Origin of the sequence: Methylobacterium sp. Leaf111, assembly GCF_001423285.1 — a bacterium.
Lineage (GTDB): Bacteria > Pseudomonadota > Alphaproteobacteria > Rhizobiales > Beijerinckiaceae > Methylobacterium.
This window is the reverse complement of sequence record NZ_LMNE01000003.1, coordinates 51668-66449: the sequence shown is the minus strand read 5'-3', so window position 1 is coordinate 66449 and position 14782 is coordinate 51668. Positions and strand designations below refer to the sequence as shown.

15 protein-coding genes are annotated in these 14782 nt (G+C 68.6%); 6 read left to right on the top strand and 9 right to left on the bottom strand.

Features of this window, described 5'->3' with window-relative positions:
- Positions 1-87: 87 nt before the first annotated feature.
- Positions 88-1608 (top strand): aldehyde dehydrogenase, encoded by a 1521-nt coding sequence (adh, locus tag ASF41_RS05390; protein WP_056378724.1) that lies wholly within the window; start codon positions 88-90, stop codon positions 1606-1608.
- Between the two features lie 113 nt (positions 1609-1721).
- Positions 1722-2144: a DUF779 domain-containing protein gene (locus tag ASF41_RS05385; protein ID WP_056491468.1), complete on the top strand. Its 423-nt coding sequence runs from the start codon at positions 1722-1724 to the stop codon at positions 2142-2144.
- Positions 2145-2148: 4 nt separating this feature from the next.
- Here ASF41_RS05385 and ASF41_RS05380 read toward each other — a convergent pair whose 3' ends face one another.
- From ASF41_RS05380 to ASF41_RS05355, 6 genes are all read right to left on the bottom strand, one after another.
- Complete coding sequence (locus ASF41_RS05380; protein ID WP_056491466.1) at positions 2149-2688, bottom strand: hypothetical protein; 540 nt, start codon at positions 2686-2688, stop codon at positions 2149-2151.
- Positions 2689-2725: 37 nt separating this feature from the next.
- Complete coding sequence (locus ASF41_RS05375; RefSeq protein WP_056491464.1) at positions 2726-3910, bottom strand: hypothetical protein; 1185 nt, start codon at positions 3908-3910, stop codon at positions 2726-2728.
- Positions 3911-4351: 441 nt separating this feature from the next.
- Positions 4352-5647 carry an alpha-hydroxy acid oxidase gene (locus ASF41_RS05370; RefSeq protein WP_056491462.1) on the bottom strand — a complete coding sequence of 432 codons (1296 nt, stop codon included), beginning with the start codon at positions 5645-5647 and terminating at the stop codon, positions 4352-4354.
- Between the two features lie 282 nt (positions 5648-5929).
- Positions 5930-6646 carry an RlmE family RNA methyltransferase gene (locus ASF41_RS05365; protein WP_056212797.1) on the bottom strand — a complete coding sequence of 239 codons (717 nt, stop codon included), beginning with the start codon at positions 6644-6646 and terminating at the stop codon, positions 5930-5932.
- Complete coding sequence (locus tag ASF41_RS05360) at positions 6643-7743, bottom strand: Ppx/GppA phosphatase family protein (RefSeq protein WP_056212799.1); 1101 nt, start codon at positions 7741-7743, stop codon at positions 6643-6645. The genes ASF41_RS05365 and ASF41_RS05360 overlap by 4 nt, the downstream gene beginning before the upstream one ends.
- Positions 7744-7915: 172 nt before the next feature.
- Complete coding sequence (locus ASF41_RS05355) at positions 7916-8386, bottom strand: response regulator (RefSeq protein WP_056189093.1); 471 nt, start codon at positions 8384-8386, stop codon at positions 7916-7918.
- Between the two features lie 379 nt (positions 8387-8765).
- Between ASF41_RS05355 and ASF41_RS26420 the strand changes: the two genes are divergently transcribed.
- Positions 8766-9533, top strand: coding sequence for a cold-shock protein (locus tag ASF41_RS26420; protein ID WP_056272289.1), 768 nt, complete (start codon positions 8766-8768; stop codon positions 9531-9533).
- A 127-nt stretch (positions 9534-9660) separates the two neighbouring features.
- The gene (locus ASF41_RS05345) at positions 9661-9942 is read left to right on the top strand and encodes a hypothetical protein (RefSeq protein WP_056491460.1); all 282 of its coding nucleotides are present in this window, start codon (positions 9661-9663) and stop codon (positions 9940-9942) included.
- A gap of 95 nt (positions 9943-10037) precedes the next feature.
- On the opposite strand, the gene rpsD is transcribed toward ASF41_RS05345, so the two are convergent.
- Together rpsD and murI are read right to left on the bottom strand one after the other, a co-directional pair.
- Positions 10038-10655, bottom strand: coding sequence for a 30S ribosomal protein S4 (rpsD, locus tag ASF41_RS05340; RefSeq protein ID WP_055953400.1), 618 nt, complete (start codon positions 10653-10655; stop codon positions 10038-10040).
- A gap of 207 nt (positions 10656-10862) precedes the next feature.
- Positions 10863-11741: a glutamate racemase gene (murI, locus tag ASF41_RS05335; protein WP_056491457.1), complete on the bottom strand. Its 879-nt coding sequence runs from the start codon at positions 11739-11741 to the stop codon at positions 10863-10865.
- Between the two features lie 213 nt (positions 11742-11954).
- On the opposite strand from murI, the gene egtB reads away from it, so the two are divergent.
- The gene (gene egtB, locus ASF41_RS05330; RefSeq protein ID WP_056491536.1) at positions 11955-13226 is read left to right on the top strand and encodes an ergothioneine biosynthesis protein EgtB; all 1272 of its coding nucleotides are present in this window, start codon (positions 11955-11957) and stop codon (positions 13224-13226) included.
- A 43-nt stretch (positions 13227-13269) separates the two neighbouring features.
- The gene (gene egtD / locus ASF41_RS05325) at positions 13270-14244 is read left to right on the top strand and encodes an L-histidine N(alpha)-methyltransferase (protein WP_056378713.1); all 975 of its coding nucleotides are present in this window, start codon (positions 13270-13272) and stop codon (positions 14242-14244) included.
- 112 nt (positions 14245-14356) lie between these two features.
- Here the strand turns inward: egtD and ASF41_RS05320 are convergent, their stop codons facing one another.
- Positions 14357-14620 carry a hypothetical protein gene (locus ASF41_RS05320; protein WP_056212809.1) on the bottom strand — a complete coding sequence of 88 codons (264 nt, stop codon included), beginning with the start codon at positions 14618-14620 and terminating at the stop codon, positions 14357-14359.
- Positions 14621-14782: the final 162 nt, after the last annotated feature.

Genomic DNA, 14782 nt, shown 5'->3' with positions numbered 1-14782 from the left:
GACCGACCGTTGGCCAAAAGTCCATCTTGATTTGACGCTGCGTCTGGCTTTGGCTGCTGCCCATAAGAACAATCAGGAGGATACGCGATGAACAAGCCGGAATTTCTCGACCAGGGTACGAAGGCGCCGTTCTCGGCGCGCTACGACAACTTCATCGGCGGCCAGTGGGTCGCGCCCGTCGCCGGCCGCTACTTCGAGAACACGTCCCCGATCACCGGCCGGGTGATCTGCGAAGTCGCCCGCTCGGACGCCGCCGACGTCGACAAGGCGCTCGACGCCGCCCACGCCGCGAAGGAGGCCTGGGGCCGCACCGCGCCGGGCGAGCGCGCCCGCATCCTGAACAAGATCGCCGACCGGATGGAGGAGAACCTCGACCTGATCGCGCTGGCCGAGACCTGGGACAACGGCAAGCCGATCCGCGAGACGACCCACGCCGACATCCCGCTCGCCATCGACCATTTTCGCTACTTCGCCGGCTGCGTCCGCGCGCAGGAGGGCTCGATCTCCGAGATCGACCACGACACCGTGGCCTACCATTTCCACGAGCCGCTGGGCGTCGTCGGCCAGATCATCCCGTGGAACTTCCCCATCCTGATGGCGGTGTGGAAGCTCGCCCCGGCGCTGGCGGCCGGCAACTGCGTCGTGCTCAAGCCCGCCGAGCAGACCCCAGCCTCGATCCTCGTGGTGGCCGAGCTCATCGCCGACCTGCTGCCGGCGGGCGTGCTCAACATCGTCAACGGTTTCGGCCTCGAATGCGGCAAGCCGCTCGCCTCCTCGCCCCGCATCGCCAAGATCGCCTTCACGGGCGAGACGACGACGGGCCGGCTGATCATGCAGTACGCTTCGCAGAACCTGATCCCGGTGACGCTGGAACTCGGCGGCAAGTCGCCGAACATCTTCTTCTCCGATGTCGCCAACGAGGATGACGACTTCTTCGACAAGGCGCTGGAGGGCTTCACGATGTTCGCCCTCAACCAGGGCGAGGTCTGCACCTGCCCGAGCCGTGCCCTGGTGCACGAGTCGATCTACGACCGCTTCATGGAGCGGGCGATCAAGCGCGTCGAGGCGATCACCCAGGGCTCGCCCCTGGATCCCGCCACGATGATCGGCGCCCAGGCCTCCTCGGAGCAGCTGGAGAAGATCCTCAGCTACGTCGACATCGGCAAGCAGGAAGGTGCCCAGTGCCTCACCGGCGGCGAGCGCAACGTGAAGGACGGCGAGTTCGCGGAAGGCTACTACATGAAGCCGACCGTGTTCCGCGGCCACAACAAGATGCGCATCTTCCAGGAGGAGATCTTCGGCCCCGTCCTCTCGGTGACGACCTTCAAGGACGATGCCGATGCTCTCAGCATCGCCAACGATACCCTCTACGGCCTCGGTGCCGGCGTCTGGACTCGCGACGGGACCCGCGCCTACCGCTTCGGCCGCGCCATCCAGGCCGGCCGCGTCTGGACCAACTGCTACCACGCCTACCCGGCCCACGCGGCCTTCGGCGGTTACAAGCAGTCCGGCATCGGCCGTGAGAACCATAAGATGATGCTCGACCACTACCAGCAGACGAAGAACATGCTCGTCAGCTACTCGGCCAAGAAGCTCGGCTTCTTCTAGGACCCGTTCAGGGCACGCAGACCCGCGTGAGACTTGCCCCGGCCGGATGACGGCCGGGGCTTTTTCGTTTTCCGCCCTATTTCTCCCGAAAGGCCTTTCCCGGAGACCGCCCCATGAGCGAGACCGCCCTCGACCCGACCACCGCCGACCAGGCCGGCGCCGACGGGACGCCCCTGCGCGTCACCGCGACCCCCGCCGCCATCGACCTCATCGCGGAATTGCGGGCCGAGCACGGTCCGGTGATGTTCCATCAGTCCGGCGGCTGCTGCGACGGCTCGTCGCCGATGTGCTATCCGGTGGGCGACTTCCTCACCGGCGACAGCGACGTCCATCTCGGTACCGTGGCGGGCGCCGATTTCTGGATCAGCCGGCCGCAATTCGCGGTCTGGAAGCACACGCACCTCATCCTCGACGTGGTGCGCGGCCGCGGCGGCATGTTCTCCCTGGAGAACGGGCGCGACAAGCGCTTCCTCATCCGGTCCCGGATCTTCACCGAGGCCGAGAACACGGCGCTGGAGGGCGCCTGCCGGCTCTGAGGCGTCAGGAGCGCGGCTTCGGCGCCCCGCCGGCATTGCAGCGCTTCATCGCCGCGAAGGCGTCGGCGGCGCCGCTCAGGTCGAAGGCCGCCTTCCAGCCCTTGCCCTTGATGAGGATCTCTTCGGACTCCGCGGCCTTCTCGGCGAGGTTGCCCGGCAGGGTGCCGACGAGCCGGGTGCCGTTGCCGGTCCAGGTCGATTTGGCGTTCACGGTCTTGCCGCCGAGTTCGGTGGCGGCCGTGATCTTTTCGTCCCGGTCGTGCTGCCACTTGCCGTAGGTCAGCACCACCACGAGGGCCTTGTTCTCCAGCGCGAAGGTGATGGAATTGTCGGCGTCGTCATCGTCCTCGTCGACGTAGGACCGCACGATCACGCAGGACGGACTGCCCGTGACGCTGGTGGCACGCTCGACCTGCCAGCCGTTCAGGCTCTCGAACAGGGGGCGCTCCGGGACAGGGCTTTCCTGGGCCTCCGCAGGCGCGAGGGAAACCAGACCGGCGACGAGGCCGAACAGGCAGGACCGAGCGGGCGACGGCCGCTTCATGACGGGATTCTCCGGTGGGAATGCGGACGGTCGCGGCTCAGAGCTTGGCGCCGGGCACCGGCGTCTCCGCCGGATTGGGGGGCGCCTTGGCGGCCTCGCGGGCATCCATGAAGGTGGCGAAGTCCTCGGGCGTCCGGGTCGAGAAGGCGACGATGGGCTGCGGGTCGTCCGACAGGTCGCGGAACGCCGCGCAGAGCTCCGTCGCCGGCTTCGCGAAGGTCGGCTGCAGCTTTGCCTGGATCTCCTCCATGACCGGGGCCATCTCGGGCGCCAGGGCCGCGAGCTTGGCATCGAAGTCGGCCCGCTGCCGTGCCGTGGTGGGAATCTCGCAACTCGCGAGGACCTTCTGGAAGATCAGGCCCATCCCGTAGACCTTGATCCGGGTCTCCGGCGGTCGCGCCGCCGCCTTCTTCTCACTCTGGCGCCGCTCCGTCTCGGCCGCGAAGGCTTCCGGAGTCATGACGAGGTACTGGCCCAGGGCTGTGCCGAAAGCCGCCGCATCGTCCGGCTTGGGGCAGAACGGCGCCTTCGGGTCCGTGAAGCGCTTGCCGAGTTCGATGTCGATCAGCGCCTGGATCGGGCTCATCTCCGGACGCATCGCCGCCAGTTTGGCCTCGAGGTCGGCGCGCTGCTTGCCCGTGCTCGCGACGTCGCAATCCTTCAGCGCTTTCTGGAAGAAGAGCCCGCTCGCGTAGTTGGCGATACGGCCCTGCGATGGAAGCTCCGTCGCGACTTCGTCCGGCGGTCCGCTGCAGCGCTTCAGGGCCTCGAAGGCTTCGGCGAAGGCCGGGATCTTGAAGTCGGCGTCGCCATCCTTGAATCGCAGGACGATGGCGTCGGCGCCCAGGAGGTGCGGCAGGAGTGTGTCCGGGAACTCCCCGGTCAACTGGGTATCGTCGGCCTTCCACTTGGAGCGCGGAAGGACGACCTTGCCGCCAGCCAGGAGAACGACGGTGCGGTCGCCCTTGTCGTGCGACCAGCCCTGATAGCCCAGGGAGATGATCAGGAATCCCGGATAGGTCCCGATCGCTACCGCGCTGGCGTTCTCGTCGTCCGCATCCTGGTAGCCGCGCACCATCATGCACTTGGCCTTGGCGCCGTCGCCGCTGCGGCTGATGTCCCAATCCGCCACCTTCGCGAAGGGGACGTCCTTGGCCGTCGCCGCCGTCGCGGCGAAGCCGATCCCGGCCGCGAACAGGGAGACCAGACACCGGAAGACCATCGACAACTCCACACCGCCTGCCCGTCCGGGGCAGGCGCCCGGATCGCGTTCGGCAATCTGGACTGCAGAACATGGAGGATGTGTTGAAGTCCGCGACATCGCCGAGTGATCGTGGCGATCAGGGCTAATGAAAACGTAATGATCCGGCCCTGCCGATCGAAAAATTGCTGCTCCGCAAAGAAACCGCGCGAGAGCGCTGCGCATCGATCCTTCGATTCACGGAGCGCCGCGTCGGCCGGGATTGAAGACCGGAGGCTTCCTGAGCGTTCGGCGCAATGCTGGGGGCCGAACGGGGCACCGCGATGGGTGCCGTAGTCTTACCCGACCTGTCCCGCCGGTTCGCCGGCCGAGCCCCGGAACGCGGATCGCTCCCCGGGCGGTTCTGCCCGAGAAGCGATCCGGAGGGGGCGGCGCACGGGTCTCGCCGCCGTGTCGATGATCTCAGGCGCGGCTGACGCTGGCAGGCGTGATCTCGGCGAGCTTCGTCGCGCCGACCTGGCGCATGATCGTCTCGAACTCGCGCTGCATGATCGCCAGCACCGCCGTGACGCCGGGCTCGCCGAAGGCGGCCAGACCCCAGACGTAGGGACGCCCGATGCAGACCGCGTTGGCGCCGAGGGCCAGGGCCTTGATCACGTCCGTGCCGCGGCGGAAGCCGCCGTCGATGAGTACGGGCACCCGGCCGTTGACCGCCTGGACGACCTCCGGCAGCGCATCGATCGTCGCCTCGAGGCTCTCCTCGGCACGGCCGCCATGGTTCGACACGATCAGGGCGTCGACGCCGTAATCGAGGGCCTTCCTGGCGTCCTCGTGGGTGACGATACCCTTGAGGACGAGCTTGCCCTTCACGATGCCGCGCAAGCGCTTCACGTAGTCCCAGGTCATGCCGGTGCCGTAGAGGTTCGTCACCTTCGAGACGTCGATGTCGTCGAACATCGGCTTGCGGCTGACCTCGTTCTTGAAGCCGGGCGTATGGCAATCCGAGCAGGTGCGGGTGTCGAGGCGGCGTTCCCGGAACAGCGTCTCGGTGTTGCGGCCGCCCTGGCGGTCCACGGTGAGGACGATGGCGGGGGCGCCGGCCTTCTCGGCCCGCCTCACCAGGGCTTCGGTCACGGCCCAGTCGTCGGTCGGATAGAGCATGTACCAGACCGGCGCGCCGCGCTCCTTGATCACGTCCTCGATCGACGTGCTGCCCACGGTCGACAGGATCATCTGGTGACCCTTGACCTTGGCGCCGCGCGCCACGGCCGACTCGGCCTCGGGGTGGAAGGCGGCCTGGCTGCTCACCGGGGCGAGCACGATCGGGCTTGCCCAGGTCTCGCCGAAGATCTTCACCGTGGTGTCGATCTTGCGCACGTCGATGAGGCGGCGGGCACGGATGCGGATCTTCTCGAAGCCCGCGCGATTCGCCTTCAGGGTCTCGTCGCTGTCGACGCCGCTGGCGAGGTAGCCGTAATGGGCCGGGGGCAGGGCCTTCTTCGCGGCGGGCTCGAAATCGAAGACGTTGAGGGCCTGGCTCGGCGAATCGATGATCTCGCCGACATTGCCGGGGGACTGCCGCAAGACGTCGTAGCTCTGGGCCATGGCGGCGTCGGTGCCGAGGGCCGACAGGCCGGCGAGCGCGCTCACCATCCCGGGCGCCACCACCGGGCTGGCCGACAGGAACTCCAGGAACTTGCGGCGGTGGAACAGTTTTTCCGTCTCGGCACCGGACTGAGGGTGAAACGTCTCGGACATTCAAATGGCTCGCAGCGATCTCGCGGAGATGCTGTCCTGCACCATTCATGTTGCAGCGCGCAAGATTGCTATCCGGGACTATATTTCTACTTTGGCACGCGAGATCCGTAAACTATAGTGCATAAATCTAAATTTTACTTCAAAAACGTCGCAACGGATCTTGAACAGAAAGTCGTCGGAAATAGAGAGGTCTGCGTCAGCCTTCACGCTGCGTTGCACGCAGTGCATTATGGTCACGCTTCCCCTAACCTGGGAGCTTCCCCTGCCCGGGAGGAGCTCGGCTCAGGGATCCCGCGGTTCGACGGCGGCCCCGGTCGGCCCGCGATAGCCCGTCGCCAGCACGTAGAGTTCGCTCGAATCGGCCCGGCTGGCATTCGGCTTGACGTGGCGCACGCTGGCGAAGTCGCGTTTCAGGTCGGCGAGCAGCGTCCCTTCCGTGCCGCCCTGGAACACCTTGGCGAGATAGGATCCGCCGGGTGCCAGGATCTCGCGGGCGAATTCGGCCGCCGTCTCGGCCAGGCCGATGATCCGCAGGTGGTCGGTCTGCTTGTGGCCGGTGGTGTTGGCGGCCATGTCCGAGAGCACGAGGTCGGCCGGACCCCCGAGGAGGTCGGTGAGCAGCGTTGGCGCCTCGGGGGCGAGGAAGTCGAGGGTGATGAAGTCGACCCCGACCATCGGCTCGATCTCGAGGAGGTCGATGCCGACGATCTTGCCGCTGGTCCCCACGATCTTGGCCGCCACCTGCGACCAGCCGCCGGGGGCCGCGCCGAGATCGACGATGCGCTGGCCGGGCTTCAGGAGCTTGAAGCGCTCGTCGATCTCGATGAGCTTGAAGGCCGCGCGCGAGCGGTAGCCCTCGCGCTTGGCCCGGGCCACGTAGGGATCGTTGAGCTGGCGCTCCAGCCAGCGCTTCTGGGAGGCGGTGCGGCCCCGCCCCGTCTTCACCCGCTGCTTGAGTTCGCCGCGCAGACCCGCGCCGGCACCACGCCTGTCACTCACCGGTAGCTCCCACGGCGCCAGACGCCGTCCTCACGCATCATGTTCATCAAGAGACCCTCGCGCAGGCCGCGGTCGGCGATGCGCAGGCGGTCGGAGGGAAACGCCCGGCGGATCGCCTCCAGGATGGCGCAGCCCGCCAGAACCAGGTCGGCCCGGTCGCGCCCGATGCAGGGATTGTCCGCGCGCTGTTCGAGCCGGGTGTCGAGGAGGTCGTCGATGGCCTCGCCCACGTCGGCGTCGCTCATCCAGAGACCGTCGACCCGCCGGCGCTCGTAGCGGGCGAGACGCAGGTGCATCGCCGCCAGCGTCGTCACCGTACCGGAGGTGCCGAGCAGGTGGAAGTGCCGGGCATTCGCGGCGGGCGCGGCCCGGATGGCGAAGCGCGCCAGGAGGTCGGCCACCTCCTCCACCATGCCCTCGAAGGTCAGGCGGGTGACGTCGGAACCGCCGTGGCGCTCGGCCAGGGTCACGACGCCCACGGGCAGGGAGTCCCAGGCGCGGATGCGCAGCGTCGGATCGGCCGAGGGGTTCGTCGCCGCACCGTCGAGCCAGGCGATCTCGGTGGAGCCGCCGCCGATGTCGAAGATGACCACCGACTCGGAATAGGGGTCCGCCAGGGCGGCGCAGCCCGTCACCGCGAGGTAGGCCTCCGTCTGCCGGTCGACGATCTCGAGGTCGAGCCCGACCTCGTTGCGCACGCGCTCGACGAACTCGGCCCCGTTCACCGCGAGGCGGCAGGCCTCGGTGGCGATGATCTTGGCCCGCACCACGCCGCGGGCCTGCATCTTGGCCTTGCAGACCCGGAGGGCTTCGATGGTCCGCTCGATCGCGGCCTCGCTGAGCCGGTCCGAGTTGCCGAGCCCCTCCCCGAGACGGACGATCCGCGAGAAGGCATCGATCACCCGGAAGCCGTGCGAGGCCGGTTCGGCCACGAGGAGGCGGCAATTGTTCGTGCCGAGGTCGAGGGCGGCATAGGCGCTGCGCCGGCTCGGACGGCCGGCCGGACCCGGCGCATCGGCGCGCGCCACCGGTGCCGCCAGCGGCGTTGTCCCGCCGCTCGGGCGGGCCGGCATGGTCGCGGCGCTCTCGTCCCTCATCGGCTGAGCCGAAATCCTCGATCATGGTCCCAGGCGGACAGCCGGACCAACAGTCGCTCAAGACGCTACAGGTCTCCCCGGCAAACTGCAAAGCCTCGATCGCGAACACGATCGGATCCGGGATGATTTCGGCGGCTCGAACGGAGCCGGCCGGGCCTGCTCCGAGCGGGCTTCACCCGAGCTTGCCGGCCGCGGCCATGCGCGGCACGGGCCGGAGGAGGCTCTTGACCTGCGAGAACGGGCGCGGCCGGTTGATCACCTCGTCGAGGCGCGACCACAGGGTCTTGGGCGAGAACGGCTTGGCGATGATCTCGTTGACCCCCAGGGAGATCGCCCGATCGACCACGTTGCGGCGGGGCTGGGCCAGCATCAGGATGATCGGCACGGTGGGCGACGGCGAGGTGGTGGGCGTGCGCGCCAGGCGGATGAACTCCTCGCCCGAGAGGATCGCCAGGTCCCAGTCGATGATGGTGAGGTCCGGCTTGCTCTCGGCCAAGACGCCCAGGGCTTCGGCCCCGTCCGGCGCCTCGAGCACGCGCTTGATCCCGACCCGCATGAGCATGTCGCGCACGATGCGGCGGATGTAGAGACTCTCGTCGACCACCAGTGCCGAGAGGTCCGGAAAACTCGGGGTGGCGATCATGGATGCGGCGTCGGGCCCGGCGGCTCGGGGCGGACATGCCCCGCGGGCACCCTACCGTCCGGGACTTTGCGCTTTGCTAACATCGACCCGCAAATCGATTCGATCGTCGGGCGCGAGACAGGCCTCGGCGTCGGGCGCGGGCCGCCCCCGCCGCCGGGGTGCGCTAAAAAGCTACGCATTTTGCCGCAGGAAAGTTACGGAACTCTCGCCAACCGGGGCAGAAGCATCTTGCGATCAAGGCGGCTTTCAGTCAGGACTAAGGCGTTATTCTTGGTCACCGCTGCTGGGAGTAATGATAGAGCGGAGCGTGGGCTGTCTGGGATGGCGCGCACGCGGTTATCGAAACTGATGGTCGGCGGACGGTTTTTGCGAGCTTTCTATGGGACGTGGTCGTGATTTTCGGGGGCCGCAGAAGCGCGGCTTCGATGAGGGTGGAGCCGAGCCGCGTTGGCCGGATCAGGCTCCTCCGAGCGGCGGTGGCTACGGTGGTGGTTTCGGCGGTGGCGGCGGTTTCGACCGTGGTCCGTCGCGCGCCGCTGCGGCACCCTCTGGACCGGAGCGCGATGCGACGGTCAAGTGGTTCAACAAGGAGAAAGGCTTCGGGTTCGTCGAGCTGGCTGACGGTTCGGGCGATGCCTTCCTCCACATCCGCGCCGTCGAAGCTGCCGGCCATGCCGACCTCCTCCCCGGCACGCGCCTGACGGTTCACACCGCCCAGGGCCAGAAGGGTCCGCAGGTGACCGACGTCACCAGCGTGGATACCTCCACGGCCGAGGCCGCGCCCATGCGCGACGCGCGTCCGCCCCGCAGCGGCGGCTTCGGTGGCGGCGACCGCTTCGGCGGTGGCGGTGCCGGCGGTTACGGCGGCGGTGGCGGCGGTGGTTACGGCGACCGCGGTGGCGACCGTGGCGGCGGACGCTTCGCCAGCGGCCCGTCCACCGAGATGACCGGCACGGTGAAGTGGTACGACCCGGCCAAGGGCTTCGGCTTCGTCTCCGTCAACGACGGCGGCAAGGACGTGTTCGTGCACCGTTCGGCCCTCTCCCGCGCCGGCCTCGACTCCCTGGCCGAAGGCCAGCAGGTCGTCCTCGGCGTCGTCGAGGGTCAGAAGGGCCGCGAGGCCCAGAGCATCAACGTCGACGATTGATCGACCCGGGCTGGCCGCGCTGCGGCCACCTTTCACGGCATGACTGAAGCGGCGGCCCCTTCCGGGCCGCCGTTTCGCGTTTTGAGACATGACCTTTCGAGACACGACCTTGCCTCCGGAGATCGGAATGCGGACCACCCTCCTCGCGCTGATCGGCCTGGCCGGCCTGGCCGGCCTGGCGGCGCCTGTGCCGGCCGCGGCCGAGGACTTCACCGGCTTCTATGCCGGCGTGAATGCGGGGTACGGCTTCGAGACGGGTGGGCGGGACGGACGCGGCTTCGTGCCGGGTGCGCCGGGCGACGCGCCGGGATCTGCCGCCGACACCGGACTTCCGCCGAGCGCCCGGGATGCGTCCCGTGCCCTGCAGTCGCGTAATCGCGCGTCCCCGGGTAGCGACCTCCCCCGCTGAGACGGGGCGGCCGTTGCGCTGAAGCCGTGGCCGCAACAAGAAAAGGCCGCCCTCGCGGGCGGCCCTTTCGCATCTTCGGCGATGATCCGGTGGGATCAGCGCGAGTAGAACTCGATCACGAGGTTCGGTTCCATCTGGACCGGGTAGGGAACCTCGCCGAGGTTCGGCACGCGCGTGACCCGGGCCGTCATCTTGGAGTGATCCACCTCGATGTAGTCCGGCACGTCGCGCTCGGCGAGCTGCGCGGCCACGACGACGATCTCGAGCTGCTTCGAGGAATCCTTGACCTCGATCAGGTCGCCCGGCTTCACGAGGTAGCTGGCGATGTTGACGCGCTGGCCGTTGACCTTGACGTGGCCGTGGTTGACGAACTGACGCGCCGCGAACGGGGTCGGAACGAACTTCGCGCGGTACACGACGGCGTCGAGGCGGCGCTCGAGCAGGCCGATCAGGTTCTCGCCGGAATCGCCGCGCAGGCGGATCGCCTCGGCGTAGTAGCGGCGGAACTGCTTCTCGGTGATGTTGGCGTAGTAGCCCTTGAGCTTCTGCTTGGCGCGCAGCTGCGTGCCGAAGTCGGACATCTTGCCCTTGCGGCGCTGGCCGTGCTGGCCGGGGCCGTACTCGCGGCGATTAACGGGGCTCTTCGGGCGGCCCCAGATGTTCTGGCCCATGCGGCGATCGAGCTTGTGCTTCGCCTGAATGCGTTTTGACATCGCGGTTCCTCTCGCAATGGAGATCTATCGAGGAACGCGCCCTCCTCTCTCCGCCGGGCCCGGGAGCCTGGAGCGGAGCGACAGGACGGACATGGCCGCCCACGGGTGCGCTTGAAAAGCATCGGGGCCCCTCGTCGGAGCCCCGTTACCGGCGTCTCGTTAGAGCACGAGGCCGCCGTCGTCAATGCCGAGCCGGCTGCCGATCGCCTATTGCAGGCCGAGCGGCATCGCCTCCACCGCCACGCGTCCGATCCCGCGCGATTCGAGGGAGCGGCGCAGGGGCGCCGTGAGGCCGGCGCCGCTCGTGAAGGCCCCGAGCACCGGCGCATCATCCCGGCCCAGGGCGCGGGGGCTCGGCCCGATCAGCTGCGTCACCCGCCGGGCGATGGCCGGGGCCGGGTCGATCCAGGTCACGGGCCAGGGGGCGAGGGCCTGGAACCGGGCGAGGAGCAGGGGGTAGTGGGTGCAGGCGAGGCAGACCACGTCGGTGCGCCGGCCGTCCTCCAGGGTGACGAAGCAGGGTGCGATCTCGCGGGCCAGGGCCGCGTCGTCCACGGGCTGGCCGGCCAGCTCCGCTTCCGCGAAACCAGCGAGATTCGGGGCGCCCACCAGGGTGACGGCGCAAGCATTCGCGTAGGTCTCGACGAGTTCGTGGGTGTAGGCGCGCGCCACGGTGCCGGGGGTCGCCAGGAGGCTGACCACCCGCGAGCGAGTCGCCTCCGCGGCCGGCTTGATCGGCGGTACGACGCCGACGAAGGGGGTGGCGAAGCGCTGGCGCAGGGCGGGCAGCACCAGGGTCGAGGCGGTGTTGCAGGCCACCACCACGAGGTCCGGCGCGTGCAGGCCGATCAGGCGCTCCATGACGCTGAGCACCCGCTCGACCAGCACCGGCTCGGACAGGCGGCCATACGGGAAGGCGGCATCGTCGGCGGCGTAGACGTAGGCGGCATCCGGTCGGGCGCGCCGGACCTGCTCCAGCACCGTCAGCCCGCCCAGCCCGGAGTCGAACACCAGGATGGTGGGCGCCGGCGCCACGCTCCGTGCCACGGCCGCCGTGGTCGCTCCTGCCATGAGATCGATCCGCATCCGAGTCCGGCCCGACTGTCCCGCGTGAACGGCGAAGTGTCGGCTCCGGAGGGTTAAGGGGAGGTCACCGTGGCCGGAAAAAGGCGATCGATCTGGCGGTGCGAGCGTGGCCGCGACGAAGGACCCCGCTCGGCCTCCGTTGCCGAATGCCGCCGCGGCCATATCTCCCCTCTCACGTTCAGGTTTGCGGGTTCGGATATGGGAGTGGCCGCCATGGCAGCGACGGCAGCGTTTCGCGAGACCTCTGCGGCCGAGGCCGTTCGATCGGCCTTCCCGCCCCCGCCCCTCTCGGCGACGCCGGTGGATCGCGCGGCCTGGATCGCGGCCTTCCACCATGTCCGCGACGAGACCGAGCGCCGGGCGGCACCGCTTTCACCCGAGGACCAGCAGGTCCAGTCGATGGCGGATGCCAGCCCGACGAAGTGGCATCGCGCGCACACGACATGGTTCTTCGAGCAGTTCCTGTTGCGCGAGCACCTGCCGGGCTACGCCATCTACGACGAGCGGCTGCACTACCTGTTCAACTCGTACTACGTCGCTGCCGGCCCCCGTCAGCCGCGGATCATGCGCGGGCTGATCACCCGCCCGACGGCGGACGAGGTCGCCGCCTACCGGGCGCATGTCGACCGCTCGGTCGACGCCCTCCTGAGTCAGGCGTCCGCCAGCGCCCTCGAGGCGGTGCTTCCGGTTCTCGAGATCGGGCTCTATCACGAGCAGCAGCACCAGGAATTGCTGGTCACCGACATCCTGCACGCCTTCGCCCAGAATCCCCTCGGACCGGCCTACGACACGGATTGGCGCTTTCCCCGGCCCCAGAGCGCAGGGGGGCGGGCGGAGCTGCGCCGGGGCATCGTGCCCATCGGTCATGCCGGTGAGGGCTTCTCCTTCGACAACGAGTCGCCGCGCCACGATGCGCTGATCCAGGGCGGCACCATCGACCGGGCCCTGGTCACCAACGGGCAGTGGCGCGACTTCATGGCCGATGGCGGCTACGCGCGGCCGGAGCTCTGGCTCTCGGATGGCTGGATCGCCGCCCAGGCCGAAGGGTGGGAGGCGCCGGGCTACTGGCGCGACGCCGAGGGCGGGTGGGCGAGCATGACGCTCGCCGGCATTCGGCCGGTCGATCCCGACCTGCCCGTCACCCATATCAGCTACTACGAGGCCGATGCCTATGCCCGCTGGGCCGGGCGTGACCTGCCCACTGAGTTCGATTGGGAGGTGGCGGCCCGTGAGGACCTGCTGCCCGACGCCTTCGGGCTGGTCTGGCAATGGACCCGCAGCGCCTACACCGCCTACCCGGGCTACCGCCCGGTGGACGGCGCGCTCGGCGAGTACAACGGCAAGTTCATGTCGAACCAGTTCGTCCTGCGCGGCTCCTCGGTGGCGACCCCGCAGGGCCATGCGCGGGTCGGCTACCGCAACTTCTTCTATCCCCATCAGCGCTGGCAGTTCACGGGCCTGCGCCTGTCGGACGCCCGGTCCTGATCCAAGACCCGTCCCTGAATCGTCGCGTAACCGGAGACGTTCCTTGACCATCAACCCCGTCTTCACGGACGCGACCCCGATCGCGGCCATCGATGCCGAGCGTCAGTTCCTGGACGATGTCCTGGCTGGTCTCTCGGCACCCCAGAAATTCCTGTCGGCGAAGTATTTCTACGACGCGGCGGGCTCTGATCTGTTCGAGGCCATCACCCGGCAGCCGGAATATTATCCGACCCGCACGGAGCTCGGCATCCTCGACGCCCAGGGGGCGGCCATCGCCGCGACCCTCCCGGCCCGGGCGAACCTCGTCGAGCTCGGCAGCGGCTCGACCGTGAAGGTCCGGCGCCTGATGGTGCACCGGCCGGATCTCGCCGCATACGTTCCGGTCGATGTCTCGGAGAGCTTTCTCCGGAGTGAGGCCGAGGCCCTGGCCCGGGACTTCCCGAACCTGACGATCACCCCCGTGGCGGCCGATTTCACCCGCGCCTTCACCCTGCCGGCCGGCCTGTCGGACGGCCCCGTGGCCGGGTTCTTCCCCGGCTCCACCATCGGCAATTTCGAGCCGCCGCAGGCGACCCGGCTGCTCGCGCATTTCGGGCGAGTGCTCGGGGCCGGCGCCACCCTGATCATCGGCGTCGACCTCGTGAAGGAGAAGGCGGTGCTGGATGCCGCTTATGACGATGCGGCCGGCGTGACCGCGGCCTTCAACCGAAACCTGCTCGTGCGGATGCGCAGCGAACTCGGTGCCGAGGTCGATCTCGACGCCTTCGCCCACCGCGCCTTCTTCAACCCCGAGGCCTCCCGCATCGAGATGCACCTCGTCAGTCTGAAGGCGCAGACCATCCGCATCGCGGACCGCGACATCGCCTTCGCCGAGGGTGAGACGATCCACACCGAGAACAGCTACAAGTATACGGTCGAGCGCTTCCGGGCCCTGGCGGCCGAGGCCGGCTGGCGCGCCGAGGCGGTCTGGACCGATCCCGGCCGGCTGTTCTCGATCCACGCCCTGCGGCGGAGCTGATCGCCCGAGCTCGATGCCGGCGATTCCCTCGGGAAGCCGGCGTCGGTGCTTCGCACGAGCGCCGCGCAGGTCAAGAGGATACCGGCGCCGGTTCGATCGACCGGCGTCCGTATCAGCTTCGCTTCTCCATCATCGCCTTGACCTGCATCAGCTGGTCCCAGAGCTGGCCCGGCGAAGTCCCAAGGAAATCGAGGCTCGCGGTCACGCCCCAGTAGATCCCGAAGACGATCAGCGGAACCAGGATCCAGCCTAGGATCTCTTCGCCGCGGCGCCGGCGCCGGCGCCGCAGCCGGCGTTGCTCCCGAGCCGTGAGTTTCGGTGAGGGGGCCTGCTTGGTCGCGATGGGCGTGAGGGGACCCTCATGCAAGTCGTTCATCGGGGACGCCCCTCCTCAACCGATCTCAGCGATGGGGAAGCGTATCCGGCCAGTCTCTCGCAGTGCCCGCTCGCCATTCCCGCGCTTGCTAACCATCCGGCGCCCGCGTGTCGACCGCCGGATGCGGTTTTCCGCCGCCCTGAGGACGTGAAAGAACGGCCC

What these genes read in the sequence shown, in the direction of transcription:
- ASF41_RS05385 (WP_056491468.1), top strand. Translation starts at nt 1,722, where the DNA reads ATGAGCGAGACCGCCCTCGACCCGACCACCGCCGACCAGGCCGGCGCC.
- ASF41_RS05345 (WP_056491460.1), top strand. Translation starts at nt 9,661, where the DNA reads ATGCGGACCACCCTCCTCGCGCTGATCGGCCTGGCCGGCCTGGCCGGC.
- ASF41_RS05360 (WP_056212799.1), bottom strand. Translation starts at nt 7,743, where the DNA reads ATGAGGGACGAGAGCGCCGCGACCATGCCGGCCCGCCCGAGCGGCGGG.
- ASF41_RS05380 (WP_056491466.1), bottom strand. Translation starts at nt 2,688, where the DNA reads ATGAAGCGGCCGTCGCCCGCTCGGTCCTGCCTGTTCGGCCTCGTCGCC.
- adh (WP_056378724.1), top strand. Translation starts at nt 88, where the DNA reads ATGAACAAGCCGGAATTTCTCGACCAGGGTACGAAGGCGCCGTTCTCG.
- ASF41_RS05320 (WP_056212809.1), bottom strand. Translation starts at nt 14,620, where the DNA reads ATGAACGACTTGCATGAGGGTCCCCTCACGCCCATCGCGACCAAGCAG.
- rpsD (WP_055953400.1), bottom strand. Translation starts at nt 10,655, where the DNA reads ATGTCAAAACGCATTCAGGCGAAGCACAAGCTCGATCGCCGCATGGGC.
- ASF41_RS05370 (WP_056491462.1), bottom strand. Translation starts at nt 5,647, where the DNA reads ATGTCCGAGACGTTTCACCCTCAGTCCGGTGCCGAGACGGAAAAACTG.
- ASF41_RS05375 (WP_056491464.1), bottom strand. Translation starts at nt 3,910, where the DNA reads ATGGTCTTCCGGTGTCTGGTCTCCCTGTTCGCGGCCGGGATCGGCTTC.
- egtB (WP_056491536.1), top strand. Translation starts at nt 11,955, where the DNA reads ATGGCAGCGACGGCAGCGTTTCGCGAGACCTCTGCGGCCGAGGCCGTT.
- ASF41_RS26420 (WP_056272289.1), top strand. Translation starts at nt 8,766, where the DNA reads ATGGGACGTGGTCGTGATTTTCGGGGGCCGCAGAAGCGCGGCTTCGAT.
- murI (WP_056491457.1), bottom strand. Translation starts at nt 11,741, where the DNA reads ATGCGGATCGATCTCATGGCAGGAGCGACCACGGCGGCCGTGGCACGG.
- ASF41_RS05355 (WP_056189093.1), bottom strand. Translation starts at nt 8,386, where the DNA reads ATGATCGCCACCCCGAGTTTTCCGGACCTCTCGGCACTGGTGGTCGAC.